The following is a 17812-nucleotide window of genomic DNA, read 5'->3' on the forward strand; positions in this document are numbered from 1 at the left end:
GATGGGCATCCAGAATACATCTAGCGATTTTGTTCGCTTAAGCGACTCAGATCTGCGTTCTCTCGCCATGGGGCTGGAATCAGGACGGATCTCAGTTCCATGTTCGGCATTGCAAATACGTCGCTTGATTTCAGGACCTTTTGTCGACGATGTCGTTTCGGGGATCAACCGTTTGGCCGAGGAATCGTTCAATGGGAATCAAGTTGCAGCTTGTCTCAACATGATTTCGATGGATCGTCTGGGAAATTCGGGCGGGTTAAAACCTCAAATTGATTTGGTGACATCGGGGCCAGAAGCACCAGGGCTAACCAATCGTGACACTGCTGTAGTGGTCCGCGAGCTTTTCACTCACGCAATGAAAAGCGTCGTCGTGGTCGGCTATGCGATCTACCAAGGGCAGATGGTTTTCCAGGCTTTGGCGAAACGTATGGACGAAATTCCAGACCTTGATGTCGAGTTCTTTCTAAACATTGCACGCCCTGATCGCGACACAACCCAGTCAGAGATTATTGTCTCCCGATTCGTGGAACGCTTTAAGACAACCCAGTGGCCAAAAAGCGGCCGGTTGCCGAAAGTCCACTACGATCCGCGGTCAGTAGCCGACGATAGCCGGATTCGCTCGTCGCTTCATGCCAAGTGCGTGATTGTCGACAACGCTCACGTATTCATCTCCTCCGCAAACTTTACGGAAGCTGGTCAGCAGAGAAACATCGAAGTCGGCCTACATCTGAACTCCAGCCATCTGGCAACAAAGACATCTCTCCACTTCAGGAAAATGCTGGAAGCCGGTCTGTTCAAACGTGCATTGTAGGTATTCGGGATTCTTAAAATTATGGAAGCCTTGATGTCGATGCAGGCTTCATCAGCTTGGTCCTGCCGAGGGGGTTCCGTGACTCTCTTGACCTGCTCCCTGACGTTGAGTCGGCGGCGTGATGATGACTTTGGGAGAGGGGGCTGCGAGCATAGTTGGCAATTAAATCAACGTCGTGCAGGGCGTCTGGCCAGCGGTTAGATTGGTGAGGTGCCGTGAGATATGTCGCTTCGTGTCGTCCAGAGGACTGAAATGACGCAGCTTATTTCGATTGGACAGTGATCACGCCCCCCACTCTCGTTTGCCGATGAATCAATATCAAAATTTGATGGGAAAGCTGAACAAAATCAGCGAAAGACCAATACCGCTTGTCGTGTTCGGCACTCGACATGCGAGGCGGGAATATGGGCCGGATCTCGAAGCGGTAGCCGTAGACGCAGATTGTATCTATGAGCTGGAAATTTTGGCCTCGCGTTTGGCGAACGTTGAAGCCACTGAACTCAAGCGACTTCAAATGCAAAGTGAAAATTACAAATTGGCAGGGTTCGCTATTGCGGATACGTTTGCCTTTGGCACATCGGATTCTCAACAGGTCATACAGAATCTGATTGCAAACGGTCGTTCCCTGTTGGATCTGTTTCCACCCGATGCGACAGACGGAAAGATTGCTGCTTGTATGGAGTACTCAAGGGTCGATCGTATTAACAGGAAGATCAAGCGAGTTGTGCGAAGACGTCAGTTTGACGAATCTATTGATGAGTCGATCCAAGATGTGATTCGTTTTCAAACTGAGTCCGATCTTTTCCCGGAAGCAGAAGAAATGAATGACCGGGATTTTGAAGGGGAACCGGCTCGGCAAGTGAGCTATTCTGGCGATCCCGAAGGCGAGTCATCAAGATCAGATTTAGATACGGGTCAAAAGATTACGAAGTGGCTTAATGACGACTGGGGAGCGTATCGAAGAACGCATTGGTACTTCTTTCACCTAACGACCACTGATTTAGTCGCGGCGGTCGACGATGCCCTTTGCCGATCAATCGGCGAACCGACAACTCAGAAAACGAATTCTTCGCCAGTACTTTCTCCGGAACATCCACTGGTTTTGCGTGCATCAAGATTTACCGCTCTATATGCGATTCGGTCTCAAAATGCGTCCAGTCTTTATCCGGAAGCAATGCAACTGAATGTCCGGGACTTTGAAGGGGGGCCGGCAAGGAAGTGCGATGGCTCAATCGAAGATGGCGTTACTCCCTCTCTCGAGATCGCACCGTCAGAATTCGATAGTGGTGAAAACGGTTCGAAGCAACTTAGCGATACAGAGGGAACGGATGGAGTAAAGCATCGTCACGTCGCGCATCTAAGGGAGGGCGATTTAGACGCGGCAGCAGACGACGCCCGTCACCGGTCAGCCAGCGAACAGAGCTCGCAGGACGCAAGGAACTGGATAGGCCCCTCTCCAGAGCATCCACCCGATTGGCGTGACTCAGACTTGACCGCCCATGTTGAGCCTTGGCCGGGAGAAAAGAAGCAACAGTTGTCCTACGGTGAGAATGGCGATTTGGAGCGTGACCGCTGGCTCTTTTGGAAGTGGCAATGCGGACGTCACAGCTGGGATGACATTATCGATGCTGCGATGAAAATGGAGTTTGCGATCGGGCGGATGACGGACGAGACCTACCAGAATTTTTCAAGCGATAGGCAACGAAATGCGTTGGACAACAGACGTCGCACGGCAGGACGATATGCGGAGAGTTACGCGAGGCACTTCGGCTTGAAAAAGCGAAAGGGGCGGCCTACGAAGAACAATGGTGATTCTTAACGCGTCGAGGGGGCTCTGACGGGAACGCGTTTCAATGCCCATGGATGCCCGTGGAATGCCCGTATGGGCGACGTTGATGGGCACTGAGCTGCAGCTAGATTTTGGTTTAGTCGGACAGCAGGTGTCTGGCAAAGCCATGCAGTCTCCACAGGAGCCAGGACGTGAAAAAGAAGGTCAATCAGATAGGGGCAATCAGCGGGACCCAAGTAGGAAAGATGCTCTCGATCGATCGTGTCGCAGAACTGTTGGATTGTTCTCGTCGGACAATCCAGCGACTTGCCGACGCTGGCAACATGCCGTTGCCCGTAAGGTTTGGACGCCTCGTTCGATGGCGTGAAAATGACATCAACGATTGGATCGCAGATGGATGCCCGAAAAGGACGTTGACGAATCAAAGAGCAGCAACGAAGTCTCGAGGGAAGAGATGACCGGGGCAATAGCCGTCGTCGACGGCTGCGAATTATGGGAGTGATGCCGCCAGTCGGTGGTTGGCATCAGAATTCGGGAAGAATCCGAGGAGTTGACAAGTGGCAACAATTTTCAAGAAGACCTACATACGACCTGTACCATCTGGGGCGCGAACCATTACTCGGAAGGGCATTGAGTACGTTCAGTGGCGAGATCGGTCGGGAAAGTTGCAGACCGGAGAACTGACTGCGGGCAAGGATGGCTCTCCCAGGATCAAAGTGAAGTCGTCTAGATGGACGGCGAAGTACCGCAACGGGGAGGGGGTCGTCTTTGAGGTATCCACAGGGTGTAGCGACCGAGACGCTGCAAATTCGGTGCTCAATGACTTGGTTCGACGTTCGGAACAAGTTAAATCCAAGATCCTCACAGCAGACCAGGCTGCAATCGCTGAGCATCAGTCTACTTTGCTGTCGGATCACATCGCCACGTACGTGGACCATTTGAAGGCCCGCAACGTCCACGCTGATCGCATCAAGACGATGGAAACGCGAATGAAACAATCGGCTGAAGGCTGTGGATTTCGATGGCTTTCGGACATGAATGTCGATCGGTTCGAAAAATGGCTTGGCGAGCTTAGGGAAGAGCCAGAGGAGCAGGATGCGGACAAAATGCCGAAGCCAGTATCTGCATCCGTTTACAACGGGTTCGTCGAATCCTGGGTGGCATTCGGGTTCTGGTGCGTCGGCAAACGGATGGCCGGCAAACGATCGCACATGAATGGCGACAAACGGATGCTGACAAATCCGTTCGAGGGGATGCGGCGATTGGACCCGAAACAAGATCGCCGTCGAACGGCCCGGGCGCTGACCGAAAAGGAACTGACCGATTTACTGGACGCTGCACGGCGCAGACCACTACGCGACGCAATGACCGTTCGAACCGGTAAAAACAAAGGAAAGCAATTGGCTAAAGTCGCGGACCGCCGAAGACTAGAATTGAAGCAACTAGGTCATGAACGGGCAATGATTTACAAGACGCTGGTGCTTACCGGCTTGCGAGTCAACGAACTTCGAACTCTTGCCTGTCAGGATCTGTCCTTTGGTGACGTTCCGTTCGTCAAGCTGCGTCACAGCAACGAGAAGAGCCGGAAAGGATCGACAGTCGCTCTGCGTTCAGACCTGGCGGCGGAGTTGCGCGAGTGGATTCAAGGTCGCGAACCCAGCGCCAGGGTGTTTAACGTCCCGGCGGGCATGCTCCGTATCATGGACCGCGATCTAAAGTTAGCTGGAATTGAAAAAGAGTCAGATGGGAGCGTGGTCCACATTCACGCACTTCGGCACTCCTTTGGTACACATTTATCAAAAGCGGGTGTCGCCCCCAGAGTCGCGCAGGCGGCAATGCGTCACAGCGACATTAGCTTGACGATGAACACCTACACTGACGCTCGCTTGCTGGACACGGCCGAAGCCGTCGAGGCACTTCCGGAGCTAAAGATCCCAACCGACAACACGGATTTAAACTGCAGTTCTGTATCGCCAGCCGATGCACCAGCCGATGCACCAACTCCTGGCCAACGGGGGCATTTTGAGTCCATTCCTGACCAATTGGGCGAATGCGAAGACGACGCCTTGAACAAAGAAAAACCCCGCGAAACGCAGGGTTTCACAGGGTTTGATGCAGTCGGGGCGACAAGATTTGAACTTGCGACCTCTACGTCCCGAACGTTCTTGGCTTGCGAAAATGAGTTCGGTCAAAGGATCATAAGTCGTTTGCGGGTCAAGAGTTATGGGTCAACTGAATTGTGGCCACTTGGGGGTGTTTCTTGTGGCCACTTGCCTGTCCACTTGAATGTGATTTTTCGTCTCATTTCTTCCGTGGGAACTGGTTATGAGTAGATGTATCACGTTTTGCTCTCGCGCTCCCTGGTCGCGGCACTGTTCAGGCCGCTGACCTATCGACAGCTAAATCGAGAAATCAATCGCGAATCGGCCGGTCGCGACAAAAATGCCAGCAGGGCGACCTGTATTGCATCACTGCAACAGAGGCTGAAATCGAATGCGGGTATCCATGGTCACAAGCTATCTCGGTGTGGGTTCACGGGTTGTTGAGGAGCCGACGATTGGGTTTACACCAGCATGGGGCGCTTTACAAGAGCGGTGCCTTTCTGCATCCAGTCACGTCGACTGGGCTTTGTTCGCATAGGTAGGCCGGTAACTTTTAGGCCGGTAACTTTCAGCTGACCATTCGGCGTTTCGACATCGCTCGTTGACGTTGATTGCTGATTCGGGATTGACTCAAAGGCGTGGCGACGTGAACTTGCGGACTGCGTTCGGCTCTCTTCACCATCCAGCCCACGTACTTAATCGGATCTAGACGGGAAGAAACGTTGACGGTGTCGAAGGCAGCCAACCGCTGAGCTTTCCTACCCGTGTTGGCTTCAATCACCGCATTACTGCTACCAACAGTCTGACAAGTTTTGTCGCTGCTTACGGCCACGTTTGAGCCGTGATTTAAGTCGGTTCAATTGAGCGACGGTCTGTGGACCAATCCAAACGCACCCGCTGCAAAAGAGAAACCATGTCATCCGAGACAAGCTCGAACAATTCTCGATGCTGGTCAATGATTGATCGCGCTTGTCCTGTCTTGCCGCGGCATCGGGCTGTTCCGTTTTCTGTAACGATCCCGCAAACATTGTCTGCGACGATTGCGAAGTCAATCAAAAAAGGGGACATCCGCCAAATGGTAACATTTGGCAAGCAGCATAGACGCATATTTCTGTTTTTCCTGAATTGATGTGCCGTCAAAAATGAATTCGAAAGCAGCGTGGATAGCTGAGAGACTTCATCTGTTTGCCGACCGGTCGGCAAGCAAACTGCCTACGCGTCTCGGCATCATAATTTGTGGAAGCCGCGGCAGTGCGTCTGAGAGTCTGTGTGAGACAGACGTTGCTACTGACTGGAGAGAAGCCAAGCAGGGCGGACAGCCGATATGGATGGGGATTGGTCATCCACGTAGGCATCAGTCAGGTCTTCCGCTATCGATAAGCGATCGTCAAGCAATAGTAGCGGACGAGCGTCAGTCCAGCGGAGCGGTCGGTGAAGCATGCACAGCCGGCCATCTTCCTTAGCTGGGTACCGCCTGGACATTCCCTGTAGCTCGACAGCTTGCGGGAGTCGCAGGAACCGTTGCACAGCCAAACACCAAGGCCGCCGAAACGGTTGCAGAGCAATTGAGCTGATGAAACGGAGAGGCCGAAGCCTTCTGCGGTGAAGACCACTTCGGCGTGGTCATAAAGGCGATAGCCGGATCCAGATTGAAAGACGCGGCTTTCTCGGCATTCCAGTTCGAGTCGCAAATGATCGACGTAACCAATCGGCGAATCAACGGCATTGAAAGAGCCGAGGCGAGACGCAGATCTGTCGAACGGCCAGGTGGTTGAAGAGTAGGTGCAATGCATCGGGATTGTTCAGTGAGAATGAGGAAATGATCTCCCTCATTTCACCGCAATCTCCAGAATTCACCAAAATCACCCACCAGGTCTCGAACCGCACGTGCAGAGGATCTGAGATTCAGCAATGGCTTGCATTCTTCGGATCGCCAAGGAAATATTTGAATTTTTCCCATCGGGAAAGAAGCGAACGTGTGGGCTTTCTAGCCATTCAAGTCGAGCAAATCCAACTCCTTCTCAGCCTTCTCGCATATTGCATCCAGTGTAGGCACGGTTGCCTCAAGTTGGTGCAAACGTTCTTTTGCAATATCCATTTCACGTTGTACGTAATTTTGTTTTGATTCGCATTGATTGGCGTCGAATGGGGATGGCATTTTCGAGTTCCTTAAATTGGTTGAAGCGTCGAACGGGATTCGTAAATAGTTGTCTCGGAAAGCTTGGCGCTGGTTTGGCCATCCGGACACGAAATGCCCATCAGGTCTGACGGTCAACTCAATCTATCGAAGGTGTTCCAAAACAAGAAAAACGGTCCGTCTGCATGTTTGGTGCGGTCTTCGCCATCCGTCTTGGGCTACCGTGCTTTGGTGAAATGGCAATTTCCTGTTCAAGCCTTAAATTGCAGGGCATCAGCCAGCCTGTGTCCCGCCTTCGGGCATGGGTACCGTCATGTCATTCCGCAACATGTCTACTCGCTGACCGGCCCGCTGCACCCTGAAGACGTTCGCTACGTCGACGAAACCAACAAGCTTGATCTGGGTGCATTCCCAAATCGCAGAATGGAAAACATCGTAAATTGCGGAGTCAAACGGCTACGTTATGAGAAGGTTCACGCTGGGCGGTCATCGGTTGTGGTTCCCACCGCCAATCGTCTGAGGCATGCGTCCGATTGAATTCGGCCAGTTCCACCATCGCTGTATCCCATTGGTCCGGTACCACTTGGCTCCTGACCTGAAGCATCGACTCGGCGTTCTCGCTTTTCCAGAACATCGCGTTGCTCTTTAAACGAAGATTGATCACCCGTCGGATACTGCTTTCAATCGCACCGCTGCCACAAGGAATCCCCGCTCGTCGAAATGACACATAGCTCAGCCGACCTGACTCACCGTGTCGACGAAGGTAAGCAAGCTCGGTTTGCAGTTCCGCGTTCGGTTGCTCCTCGTTTTCCAAGGCACTCAGTTCCTCGACAACCTGACGCCAATGGCCATTGCGGAGCAGTGTCCGATGCTCGCGGTAAAGCGGGTTCCGTTCTTCGCGACTCAGACCCAATGAACCCAACGCAAGAGAGATGTGGTGAACCGCGTGACAGCAATCGAGGACTTGGTTCGTCCGCACATCGCTTAGGCTGGCTAACTCAATGATCCCCGCAATCCGATCCCAGATCCAAGGGGCCCCGTCAGCGACAAACGTAACACACTCGGCTTGCGCCGCACCTAAGCGGTGCAGATGCATCGCCACGACTTCGGCGATCGCGTCGGGACCCAACAGGGTTCCGTCAATCGTTGCTTTGGTCTCCTTCGCCATCTTGCCTTGTGCGTCGTGAACGAAGATCGTCACCAACTTCGGTTCACGCCAATCGGCATCGTACGTCCGCGTCCGTCGCTTTTGAGATCGACCGGGCGCATCACCTGTGAGCAGACCATCCTCGTTAACCTTCTCAGCCTCGGTCGTTTTCGGTTTGGTTTTCCCACGGATTTTCATGCGGCCTCCGTCGATCTGCACCGAGACTCGTTTGCCCGCTAATTCATTACCCGCAGGCAATTTCCCTTGCCGCAACAACTCGACGCGATGTCGTCTCAGGGCCAACAACCCATCGCCGCATTGATAAGTGATTCGCTTGACCGCCTTGGCATCCAACTGGACTCCGTCACGGACGAGCTCCTGGTGAGCAAATGCGATCGAGGGGCACAGAGCCACACGCCGCGTCACACGGCTTTGAAGCGCCGGTGAAACCGCTTTGCCGAATCCGAATTGGGCCAACGTGACATCCAATCCGACTCGGGGCTGGTCGTCTTTTCGAAAACGCTTCTTTTTGGGACCGCAATAGAGCGTGGTGGCCCAAATCAGCATGCCACCGAATAAACGGATGGCAATGGTTCTCTCGCGACCCTTTTGCAGAGGGCGGGAGAACTGCTTGCGAGTCTGCTCGGCGGCGCTATCAAACGTTTCCTCAGCGATGGTCATGGCGATCAATCCGGCCACGACCATGTCTGCGCCGCGTGCGAAGGCATGATGGACGCTGGTCTCAATCGCCTCGAGGCCGGACGGCTCGCTTTGAAGGCTGTCACTCCAAGCCGGAGCCTTGCCAAGTATCTCGGCGTGGAAGCGTAATATCATCTCCTGAACCGATTGGATCTTTTCCCCGTCGCGTCCATCCATCGTCAATCCTGTCATCAGAGTTTGCATCCTTGACTGAGAAGCGAAGATCATCCATTGATCGATGGAATTCTAAGCAACACAGGCCCGCCTGCATGCGCGGCGATCTCGACGGAAGTTCGCTAGCAAAAACGTCCGTAAAATGGGAATGCACCCCTTGATCTGCGATTTCGCATGCACATATCGGAGGCTGAGTACGGCTATACAATCAAAGACGTTTGGCTAATGTACGTTCGGTATGAGGGCAAAGATCCGATCATGTCCGTTCTTGAGCAATCCGAGTTTGGCGATTTAGCGGCCGCCGAAAAGTGGGCCAAGACGCAAGAGAAAGCTTGGATTGAACAGATGGAGATAAAAGATGCACAAATCCGGAACGGCCCAAAGTGGTACAGTGCTCCCGATTGCAAAGCGATATTGAAAGGTGTCAAGACAGCATGGTACGAAACACACGTTCTACTCTGGGCGATTGATCACAGTTGGCGAGAAGAGCGAAAGCTGATGACCTATCTTAATGATCGCTATGGTTCGATCATGAGGGAAAGCCCGCAGCCAAACGGACCGACGCTTTGTGAATCCATGGCAGAAATTCCCCTCGCGCAATCTCAATGCGAAGGACGGCGTTTTCGAGCTTGCTCTGTCCTTCACGCTCTCTTGCAGGCACACCCGCAGCTTGCAGTTAGCGATCTTGAAACATTGATAGATTTTGAGTGCCCCGTGACATGAAAGTTTGGACGCATCATCCTAGCACGTTCCCGCTGACCTCACCAAGCTTGGTTGTTGATCCGACCAAAAGCGTCTACTAAGTAGATCAGAACTACCGCGACGCGATCCGAAAACTGCACCGTCATTTGCAGGGCGAGACTCATTTTTTGTGGTGTCTCACTTCCCGATAACGCCTTTGAGCGTCATTGCGAATCAATTGACTTGATCGAGTGGCAAATCGACGCGCCAGCGTCACAGATACTCGCTCGTTACCGAGAGGATATCTGGGAAGAAATCTACCACGGAAAGTTGAAAAATTGTGCGGCCTTAATCACGAACTCGGTAGCCGAGAATTTTGGCGCGCACGTGCGAGTACCAATTGATCCCGCATGGGCAACACCTCACTCCATTCCCTTGAAATATCTTGGGTAGCGGCCCGCTTTCTAGAACGCGGGCGGAGTGATTCCCTTGGCTTTGAGTGCCGCGAGGTACTTGTCAGGGTCGGCGAGCAGTTTGTCTTTGCAGCCGTCGCAGCAAATCCACACCGACTTGCCGTTCACGTCGACTTTTTCGGGTGCTCCCATCGTTCCCGGCATCTCGCCGCTGATGGGGCACATGTGTTGGGCCATGGCGGACTTGTAATCTTCCGGCGATAGCTCTTTCAACCCCGCCCTCATCTTTGTCATCGGCGAGTCGGAATCGGCGCTGGCGTGGTCGCCGTGATCGTGATCGGCGTGGTCGCGATGGTCATGGTCGACGTGGACCTCGGCCGTGTCGCTGGCGGGAGTCGCGGGTGGCGTCACAGGATCGGATTCCGGCGAGTTGCAGCCGTAGATGCCGAGAATGAGCAGCCCGCCGAGTAGAAGCGGGATGAATTTCGTGAGTCGCATGGGGTTTTCCATTCGCGGATGAGGAGGGCGATTTCTTCAGTTGACGTGCATTTGGATACGTGGGCGGTCGCTTTCTTCACGCGGCGCGACAAGAATTCTTCTAATTGGCCTAAATGCGTGAAGAAACGCGGACTTCGGGCATCAAAAACACATCAGCAGAAGCGTCTCACAGAGAATGAGTGGGTTATGTCAACCAACGATTGCAAAACGGTGCAGCCATACCTGTCGGCTTATCACGACGGCGAGCTTGCGGCTGGACAAGCGGCAACGGTGGCGAAACACGTTGAGTCATGCGAATCGTGTGCGGCAGAGCTGAGTTCGTTCACGTCACTCGGGTCGGATTTCGCTCAATCGCCCATCCCAGCAATACCGTCTGATCTGTGGCAGCGGATTGAGCGTGAACTTCCGATGGCCGCTGAGCCGGTGACACTGTCACGACGGTTTAGCGTTTGGGTTCGCGAGTCGCCGTATGGTGCAGGGCTGGTGTCGATGGCGGCTTCCGTTTTGGTGCTGCTGGGTGCAGGGCTGTGGTTCGGCGGCGACAGCAATCACGACATGGCCGGCGGTGGTGCGATGGCGATGCACGGCAGCGACGGGCATTCGCACGATGGCGAAGAAGCGATGTCGGCCGAACACATGGTCGAGTTCGCGGGCGTGATGGACGACTATTTGCAGAAATTGCCCAGCGATCCAGACGGAGCGGAACAGATGCTGCTTACCAAGTACGACGGTGAAAAAGTCGACGCGGACGGAGCAGTAAAGCTGGTCGGCTATCGCCCGATCGTTTCGAGTGGATTGCCCGAGGGCTATTCGTTGGCGTCGACCAGCGTGTTGAAGATGCCTTGCTGCACTTGTGTGAAGGCGGTTTGCAAACGAAGTGACGGGTCGACGCTGGTTCTGTTTGAACACGACGACGAAGAGGCGGCTTGGTTTGGCGATCGCCGCCAGAGCATGGCGATGTGCGGCGACAAAGATTGCTGCCTCGTCGATCTCGATTCCAGCATCGCGGCAACTTGGAAGCAAGGCACTCGCAGCGTCACAGCCGTTGGCGTTCGCGGCCAAGAGGAAGTGGCGAAGCTGGTGACCTGGTTGGACAAATCCTAAAGCGAACTCATGAACGAATTCTTCAAACAACACCGCGGGAAACTCTGGATTGCACAGGCGGTGGCGTTTGTGCTGCTCGGTGTCTTCGTCGCTTCTTGGTTTGGCGGCGGCTCGGATGAGCCAAATGTGTCCTTGAGTTCCGCTACGTCGAATTCGGAGGCAATGCAAAGCAAGCCGCCAATGTGCTGCTCGCTGGAACACGCCGCTACACAGGACGATATCCCGAACTCTTTGACCGGGAGATGACGGCGGTTTGGACGATCGACTTTGATCCGTCGGCGGCACGTTTTGGAAACGGCCAGCTTCACCACACCGGCGACATGTGCGAAGTCGACCGAGTCTTTCGCGGTGTCCGGTTCGACATGATCCACATCAACGGACTCTTGGGTTTCGGCGTCGATACGCAAGAAAGTGTCTGCGCTATGATCACGGCATGTCATCAAGCTTTACAACCAAGCGGCTACCTAATGCTCGGCTGGGATTCCGACCGAACGCCCGATCCAACGCACAACGAAGGCATCACCTCACGCTTCGAGCACACCGGATTCCTTGACGCCCCCGCCCGCCACACCGTTACCGGCATCGAAGGCCACGACCACGTCTTTGATTGGTTTCGAGCTCTAGATCAATGAGGCTCGCAAGAGTTGAGTGGGCCGAGATTGAGATTGGGCTAGGCGGCCTACAAACGCCTATCTATACTTCATGAGGGTATATCCAACATGGTAGGTAATTTCACTTGAACCGACTTCTTTCCATTCTGCTAATTCCGCTTTTTGTGCTGGGGCCTGCGTTGCCTCATTCGCACGCGGGTAGCGGTGTGGCTGAGCCGGACGGTCATGCCCTTCGTTCACACGTGCATTTGCACGGTCACGATCACGCCCATGAGCATGCTGACGAAGACGAATCTACATCGCCCAGCGACTCGCTCTCCCCAGCGGCCGAACACGATTCTGATGCCATCTATTTAGTTGCATCGGGTCAATCGTTGACGCGAACCTCTGGGGCGATCGGGATTGAGGTCCACTCGGCGGACTGGGTCGCGTTTTCTGTGCCGATCACCGTCGATGTTCGACCACGATGGCGAGCCAGTGATCCGCCGGATCGCTATGCAACTCTGCCAATCTATCTTCTCACGGCCTCTCTTCGGCTGTAGCGGACGTGTGCGCGCACTCTTTGACTGCGTTGCACCTGCCTCTCCGTAGCGGAACTCACCAAGAGTTTCGATCCACCACTTCGGTCTAGCCGGAAGTCTTTGCAGATTTTCGCTACCGGTTTGTGATGCCCGCTGAAAATCCGTCGAGAACGAACTCCACAATGAAACACTTCCTATCCGCTTTGAAAGCCCTGGTCGGGCCAGTGATCATCATCGGCGTTGTCGCCGCGCTCTGGTTCTTCCGAGCAGAACTGTTTGGTAGTAAAGAGGTGAGCGAAACGCCGACAGCTAGCTCGTCGGGCGAGTCTGCTGAGAAGCAAACGGTGCTTGAGATCAGCGAGCAAGCAAGGAAAAACCTTGGCTTGTCGTCCGCTCCCGCCAAGCCGCAAGCGTACTGGCGATCAGTCACGATTCCTGGTGTCGTGGCGGATCGGCCGGGGTTGTCGGATCGTGGCGTGACGTCGCCTGCAGTGGGCATTGTGACCGCGATCCATGCGTTTCCGGGCGACACGATGGGGCCTGGCGATGCCCTGTTCACGCTTCGATTGTTCAGCGAATACTTGCAGAACACGCAGACGCAGCTATTCAAGGCGAACCAAGAAACGGGCATCATCCAGGAACAGATTGACCGCTTGTCTGGAGCCGTCAGCACGGGGGCAGTGTCCAAGGCAAAGATGATCGAACTGCGAGCAGACATGAGCCGTCAGCGAGCGATCATTCAATCCTCTCGGCAAGATTTGCTGACGCGAGGATTGCGTCCCGGGCAGATTGATCTTGTTCAACAACAAGGTCAGTTCGTTTCAACCATCGAAGTCACCGCTCCACCGCCATTGGTTGGGAATGCGTCGTTGGTCCGGCAAACGCAAAGCGAAGTCCAGCAAGCAAGTTTGATCACGGACGCTGCCTCACCGAGCGACGTGGCATACGAAGTTCAAGAGTTAAGCGTGGAAATGGGCCAGCAGGTGCAAGCCGGCCAGTTGCTCGCCAAGTTATCGAACCACCAATCGCTCTACGTTGTTGGACACGCTTTCAAACGCGAGGCGTCATTCTTGGAGAAGGTGGCCGCGGAGAGTCGCCCCGTCGAGATCGAGTTTGCGGACGACAAGCCCGCGGACTGGCCCACAATCCAGCAAACGTTTCGCATTCGACACCTGTCCAATTCGATCGACCCCGATAACCGAACCTTCGACTTCTTTGTCCCTTTGTCGAATCAGTTTCACGCCTACGCGAAATCGGGCGAACAGTTCTTGGTTTGGAGATTCCGTCCAGGCCAACGAGTAAGGATTCGCGTGCCAGTTGAGCAGTTCGAGGACGTCATCGTTGTGCCCGCCGACGCCGTCGTGCGTGACGGCCCCGAGGCCTATGTGTTTCGTCAAAACGGCGACCTATTCAAACAGTTGCCGGTTCATGTCCTGCACGAAGACCGTCAGTCGATTGTGATCGCCAATGACGGCAGCATTCCTCGCGGCAGCTATTTGGCCCAGAGTTCCGCCGCATCGCTGAAACGAGTCTTGAAATCACAAACAGCCAGCGGTGAACAGCCCGGCCTGCACGTCCATCCGGACGGCACCGTTCACGCCGCACACTGAGAATTCAAAATGCTCGACTCAATTATTAAGTTCTCATTGCGTTACCGGATGCTGGTCGTCGTGATCAGTTTGGTCGTACTGGTCTACGGTTCGTACCTTGCGACCCAAATGTCGATCGACGTCTTTCCCGACCTAGACCGGCCTCGCGTTGTCATCATCACCGAGGCACCAGGCTTGGCGACCGAAGAAGTCGAAACGCTGGTCACTCAGCCGATCGAGATCGCGTTGATGGGTGCCAACGGAGTGCAGGCCGTTCGCAGTCAGTCAACTTCAGGCTTAAACATCATCTTCGTCGAATTCGATTGGTCGACCGAGATTCGTGCAGCTCGCCAGACTGTGCAAGAACGGTTGACCACGCTCGAAGGCATACTGCCTGCCGGGATTCGGCCTCAGATGACACCGCCGTCCTCGATCATGGGTCAGATCATCATCGCGGGAATCTATCGCCAAGACGGTCCCAATGGCGGAAAGCTAGCTCAAGTTGGAACGACCAATCTGATAGCAGAAATGATCGAGTCCGACGGCAATACGCCTCGCATTGATGTTTGGCGATCGGGCGATCGACACGATTTCACGACTTGGGAGAAGCTTGATCTGCAATTGGTTGGCTGGTCTGCGGCCGAAGAACCGAACACCGGAACGGCGACGCTTGAGATAGACGGACGAACCTATGAAGCCAACTTCTATTCCGACGCAAAACAACAACTCGAACTTCGTACGATCGCCGATTGGATCATCCGGCCTCGGCTTTTGAAGACGACAGGCGTCGCGGAAGTATTCATGCAGGGCGGCGATCGAAAACAGTATCAAATCTTGATCGACCCCACCGCTTTGTTGGAATACGACATTACGGTGCAAGACGTCGAGAAAGCATTGCGGGAAAGCAATATCAACACGAGCGGCGGGTTCGCCGTCACAGGCGAAACGGAACGGCCGATTCGCATTCTCGGCCGACTCGGACCGCAATCGCGAGTGGTCATTGAAGACCTCAAAAAGGTGCCGGTCGGCAGCAACCCCAAACGCTCTGTGTTGCTCGAACAAGTCGCCCGAGTTACCGAGGGTCCGCAGTTCAAGCGGGGCGACGGAAGTGTCAACGGTCGGCCAGGGATCGTGTTCACGACGGTCAAGCAACCGCATGTCGATACGCGGCAACTTACCGACGACGTCGCGGCGGCGTTTGCGGAGGTCGAAGCGTCGTTGCCAGCCGACATCATCGTCAACAGTGAACTGTTTCGATTGAAGAACTTCATCGACCGAGGAATCTTCAACGTTGCTGAAGCACTCGTGATCGGTGCGGTCCTGGTCATCATCGTTTTGTTCCTGTTCCTGCTGAACTTTCGCACAACGTTCATCACGCTCACCGCCATTCCGTTGTCGCTTGTGTTGACAACGCTGGTTTTCCGATTGGTCGGAATCCTTAGTGGCAGTGAACTGTCGATCAACGTCATGACGCTTGGCGGCATCGCGGTTGCCATGGGCGAGCTGGTCGACGATGCGATCGTGGACGTTGAGAATATTTTTCGTCGCTTGAAACAAAACAATTCGCTTTCAATCGAGGAGCAAAAGCCGTCAATCGTCATCGTCTTTGAAGCGAGCAAAGAGATTCGCAGTTCGATCGTTTTCGGTACCGCCGTTGTCATTCTTTCTTTCCTGCCACTGTTCGCGCTCTCGGGCGTGGAAGGCCGTTTGTTCACACCGCTTGGGTTTGCGTACATCGTTTCGATTTTGGCATCGTTCGTCGTGTCGATGACCGTCACGCCGGTGCTTTCGTACTACTTTCTGCCCAAGTCTGGTGCGACTCACCGGGAGGGCGATGGGTTCTTGCTACACGGACTGAAGAAACTTGTCACGCCGCTGATTCGACTCAGTATGGCGATGCCTCGCACGTTGCTGATATTAACTTGGATTGTGGTCGCACTCGCGGCTTGGCAAATGTCCCGGTTGGGCAGGAACTTCTTGCCGCCCTTCGACGAAGGCAGCATTCAAGTGAACGTGACGCTTCCGCCGGGATCGTCACTGGATGCGTCGAACAAAGTTTCGCGTTCCATCGACGCGGTCTTTCAGTCGATGCAAAAGACGGATAAAGCGCCCGACGGAGAGATTCTGTATTTTGTTCGTCGAACCGGTCGGGCCGAGATGGATGAACACGCATCGCCCGTGAATGTCGGCGAATACATCCTCAGCATGAATCCGGACTCCGACACGAATCGAGAGGACATCCTGGCCGATCTGTTGGAGAAAATCAGCGATGAAGCGCCGGGCGTTGACATCGAAGTCGAGCAACCGCTTGCCCACTTGATTAGCCACATGGTTTCGGGCGTCTACGCTCAAATTGCGATCAAGATTCACGGCGATGATCTCGACACTCTTGGTCGAGTCGCCGAGCAAGTCAAGAACACGATCCAAGACATTCCTGGCATCACACCCCCGATCGTCGAACCGATTCGCGAAACGGCCGAGTTGCACATCGAGCTACGCGCGGATGACTTGGCTTTGCACGGGCTGACACGAGAGTACGTCGCCAACGTGTTGCAAACGGCTTTGCAAGGCGAGGTCGTGTCGCAGGTGCTCGAAGGCCAACGTCGTTTCGATCTGCTCGTTCGCTTGGAGGAGGAGTATCGGACGGACTATGCCAATCTCGGGCGTCTTCGCATCGACCTACCGCATCAAGCCGACGAAACCGAACGCGGACAGATTGAACTGCGAGAGGTCGCTGACATCGGTGAAGGCACCGGGCCAAACTCCGTCAATCGGGAAAACGCCCGCCGACGGATTGTGATCCGCTGCAATACGCAGGGCCGCGATCTTGCGAGCGCGGTAGGTGAAATCAAACAACGAGTCGGCGATGAAGTGCAAATGCCGATCGGCTATTTCATCGAGTATGGCGGGCAGTTTGAAAGCCAGCAGCGTGCGACGCAGCTAATCATCGTTCTGGCCGGCATCTCCACCGTTGGCATGTTCGTTGTGCTGATGCTGCTGTTCCCATCGGTGCGTATCGTCCTGCAAGTTCTCAACGCGCTACCGACCGCTTTCATCGGTGGTGTGCTGGCGTTGGTCATCACGCAGCAAAGCCTTACGGTCGCCAGCTTAGTCGGTTTCATCTCTCTCGGTGGGATCGCGGTTCGCAACGGGATTCTTTTGGTGACGCACTACTTTCACCTGATGGCGGAGGAAGGCGAAGAGTTTTCGCAAGCGATGATCGTTCGCGGAAGTCTCGAACGACTCGCCCCCGTGTTGATGACGGCACTTACCGCAGGGATTGGACTGATCCCATTGGTTTTGGGTGGCCAAGAGCCTGGACGTGAAATTCTTTACCCGGTGGCGACGGTCATCCTTGGTGGATTATCCACATCCACCTTTTGCGAATTCCTGATTCACCCCGGATTGTTTTGGAAGTTCAGCGGCCGAGACGCCGCGCGACTTGCAAAGCAAGAAGCAGAGGAGGACGAACTGGCCATGATTTAACCCACACACTCGACTGCTACGACAAAACTTTCACTCTCTATCCAAAGGAA

The 17812-nt window shown here is 54.4% G+C and carries 15 protein-coding genes; 11 read left to right on the forward strand and 4 right to left on the reverse strand.

The features are described 5' to 3' along the window. The first annotated feature begins 1 nt into the window (after position 1). The 4 genes from drmC (at position 2) to NHH03_RS16305 (ending at position 4933) form a co-directional block, all read left to right on the forward strand. On the forward strand, positions 2-811 hold the full coding sequence (drmC, locus tag NHH03_RS16295) for a DISARM system phospholipase D-like protein DrmC (protein WP_253158038.1): 810 nt from the start codon (positions 2-4) through the stop codon (positions 809-811). Positions 812-1118: 307 nt separating this feature from the next. Beyond that, entirely contained in the window at positions 1119-2630 is a 1512-nt protein-coding gene (locus NHH03_RS16300; RefSeq protein WP_253158040.1) for a hypothetical protein, read from the forward strand. Between the two features lie 215 nt (positions 2631-2845). Then, a complete protein-coding gene (locus tag NHH03_RS28400; protein WP_390895578.1) occupies positions 2846-3058 on the forward strand; it encodes a helix-turn-helix transcriptional regulator in 213 nt (70 codons plus the stop codon). A gap of 207 nt (positions 3059-3265) precedes the next feature. After that, positions 3266-4933: a tyrosine-type recombinase/integrase gene (locus NHH03_RS16305; RefSeq protein WP_253158041.1), complete on the forward strand. Its 1668-nt coding sequence runs from the start codon at positions 3266-3268 to the stop codon at positions 4931-4933. A gap of 1139 nt (positions 4934-6072) precedes the next feature. On the opposite strand, the gene NHH03_RS16310 is transcribed toward NHH03_RS16305, so the two are convergent. The 3 genes from NHH03_RS16310 to NHH03_RS16320 form a co-directional block, all read right to left on the reverse strand. Next, a complete protein-coding gene (locus NHH03_RS16310; RefSeq protein ID WP_253158043.1) occupies positions 6073-6495 on the reverse strand; it encodes a hypothetical protein in 423 nt (140 codons plus the stop codon). 194 nt (positions 6496-6689) lie between these two features. Then, the gene (locus NHH03_RS16315; protein WP_253158045.1) at positions 6690-6860 is read right to left on the reverse strand and encodes a hypothetical protein; all 171 of its coding nucleotides are present in this window, start codon (positions 6858-6860) and stop codon (positions 6690-6692) included. 427 nt (positions 6861-7287) lie between these two features. Then, entirely contained in the window at positions 7288-8877 is a 1590-nt protein-coding gene (locus NHH03_RS16320; RefSeq protein ID WP_253158047.1) for a hypothetical protein, read from the reverse strand. A 240-nt stretch (positions 8878-9117) separates the two neighbouring features. Here NHH03_RS16320 and NHH03_RS16325 point away from each other — a divergent pair, with 240 nt between their 5' ends. Next, positions 9118-9582 (forward strand): hypothetical protein, encoded by a 465-nt coding sequence (locus NHH03_RS16325; RefSeq protein WP_253158049.1) that lies wholly within the window; start codon positions 9118-9120, stop codon positions 9580-9582. 422 nt (positions 9583-10004) lie between these two features. Here NHH03_RS16325 and NHH03_RS16330 read toward each other — a convergent pair whose 3' ends face one another. Next, positions 10005-10451 carry a hypothetical protein gene (locus tag NHH03_RS16330; RefSeq protein WP_253158050.1) on the reverse strand — a complete coding sequence of 149 codons (447 nt, stop codon included), beginning with the start codon at positions 10449-10451 and terminating at the stop codon, positions 10005-10007. Positions 10452-10637: 186 nt separating this feature from the next. Between NHH03_RS16330 and NHH03_RS16335 the strand changes: the two genes are divergently transcribed. The 6 genes from NHH03_RS16335 (at position 10638) to NHH03_RS16360 (ending at position 17762) form a co-directional block, all read left to right on the forward strand. Further along, complete coding sequence (locus NHH03_RS16335) at positions 10638-11555, forward strand: zf-HC2 domain-containing protein (RefSeq protein WP_253158052.1); 918 nt, start codon at positions 10638-10640, stop codon at positions 11553-11555. A 9-nt stretch (positions 11556-11564) separates the two neighbouring features. Next, the gene (locus NHH03_RS16340) at positions 11565-11801 is read left to right on the forward strand and encodes a hypothetical protein (RefSeq protein ID WP_253158054.1); all 237 of its coding nucleotides are present in this window, start codon (positions 11565-11567) and stop codon (positions 11799-11801) included. Next, positions 11798-12187 carry a class I SAM-dependent methyltransferase gene (locus NHH03_RS16345; RefSeq protein WP_253158056.1) on the forward strand — a complete coding sequence of 130 codons (390 nt, stop codon included), beginning with the start codon at positions 11798-11800 and terminating at the stop codon, positions 12185-12187. The genes NHH03_RS16340 and NHH03_RS16345 overlap by 4 nt, the downstream gene beginning before the upstream one ends. A 104-nt stretch (positions 12188-12291) precedes the next feature. Beyond that, positions 12292-12708 carry a hypothetical protein gene (locus tag NHH03_RS16350; RefSeq protein WP_253158057.1) on the forward strand — a complete coding sequence of 139 codons (417 nt, stop codon included), beginning with the start codon at positions 12292-12294 and terminating at the stop codon, positions 12706-12708. Between the two features lie 161 nt (positions 12709-12869). Further along, on the forward strand, positions 12870-14297 hold the full coding sequence (locus NHH03_RS16355) for an efflux RND transporter periplasmic adaptor subunit (protein WP_253158058.1): 1428 nt from the start codon (positions 12870-12872) through the stop codon (positions 14295-14297). A gap of 9 nt (positions 14298-14306) precedes the next feature. Then, positions 14307-17762 (forward strand): efflux RND transporter permease subunit, encoded by a 3456-nt coding sequence (locus NHH03_RS16360; RefSeq protein WP_253158059.1) that lies wholly within the window; start codon positions 14307-14309, stop codon positions 17760-17762. The last annotated feature ends 50 nt before the right edge of the window (positions 17763-17812 follow it).

Source organism: Stieleria tagensis (assembly GCF_024129865.1).
Taxonomy (GTDB): Bacteria; Planctomycetota; Planctomycetia; order Pirellulales; family Pirellulaceae; genus Stieleria; species Stieleria tagensis.

Excerpts from the sequence above, each read along its gene's own strand:
- drmC (WP_253158038.1), top strand. The coding sequence starts at position 2 with ATGGGCATCCAGAATACATCTAGCGATTTTGTTCGCTTAAGCGACTCA.
- NHH03_RS16345 (WP_253158056.1), top strand. The coding sequence starts at position 11,798 with ATGACGGCGGTTTGGACGATCGACTTTGATCCGTCGGCGGCACGTTTT.
- NHH03_RS16315 (WP_253158045.1), bottom strand. The coding sequence starts at position 6,860 with ATGCCATCCCCATTCGACGCCAATCAATGCGAATCAAAACAAAATTAC.
- NHH03_RS16300 (WP_253158040.1), top strand. The coding sequence starts at position 1,119 with ATGAATCAATATCAAAATTTGATGGGAAAGCTGAACAAAATCAGCGAA.
- NHH03_RS16330 (WP_253158050.1), bottom strand. The coding sequence starts at position 10,451 with ATGCGACTCACGAAATTCATCCCGCTTCTACTCGGCGGGCTGCTCATT.
- NHH03_RS28400 (WP_390895578.1), top strand. The coding sequence starts at position 2,846 with ATGCTCTCGATCGATCGTGTCGCAGAACTGTTGGATTGTTCTCGTCGG.
- NHH03_RS16340 (WP_253158054.1), top strand. The coding sequence starts at position 11,565 with ATGAACGAATTCTTCAAACAACACCGCGGGAAACTCTGGATTGCACAG.
- NHH03_RS16355 (WP_253158058.1), top strand. The coding sequence starts at position 12,870 with ATGAAACACTTCCTATCCGCTTTGAAAGCCCTGGTCGGGCCAGTGATC.
- NHH03_RS16360 (WP_253158059.1), top strand. The coding sequence starts at position 14,307 with ATGCTCGACTCAATTATTAAGTTCTCATTGCGTTACCGGATGCTGGTC.
- NHH03_RS16335 (WP_253158052.1), top strand. The coding sequence starts at position 10,638 with ATGTCAACCAACGATTGCAAAACGGTGCAGCCATACCTGTCGGCTTAT.
- NHH03_RS16325 (WP_253158049.1), top strand. The coding sequence starts at position 9,118 with ATGTCCGTTCTTGAGCAATCCGAGTTTGGCGATTTAGCGGCCGCCGAA.
- NHH03_RS16320 (WP_253158047.1), bottom strand. The coding sequence starts at position 8,877 with ATGACAGGATTGACGATGGATGGACGCGACGGGGAAAAGATCCAATCG.
- NHH03_RS16310 (WP_253158043.1), bottom strand. The coding sequence starts at position 6,495 with ATGCATTGCACCTACTCTTCAACCACCTGGCCGTTCGACAGATCTGCG.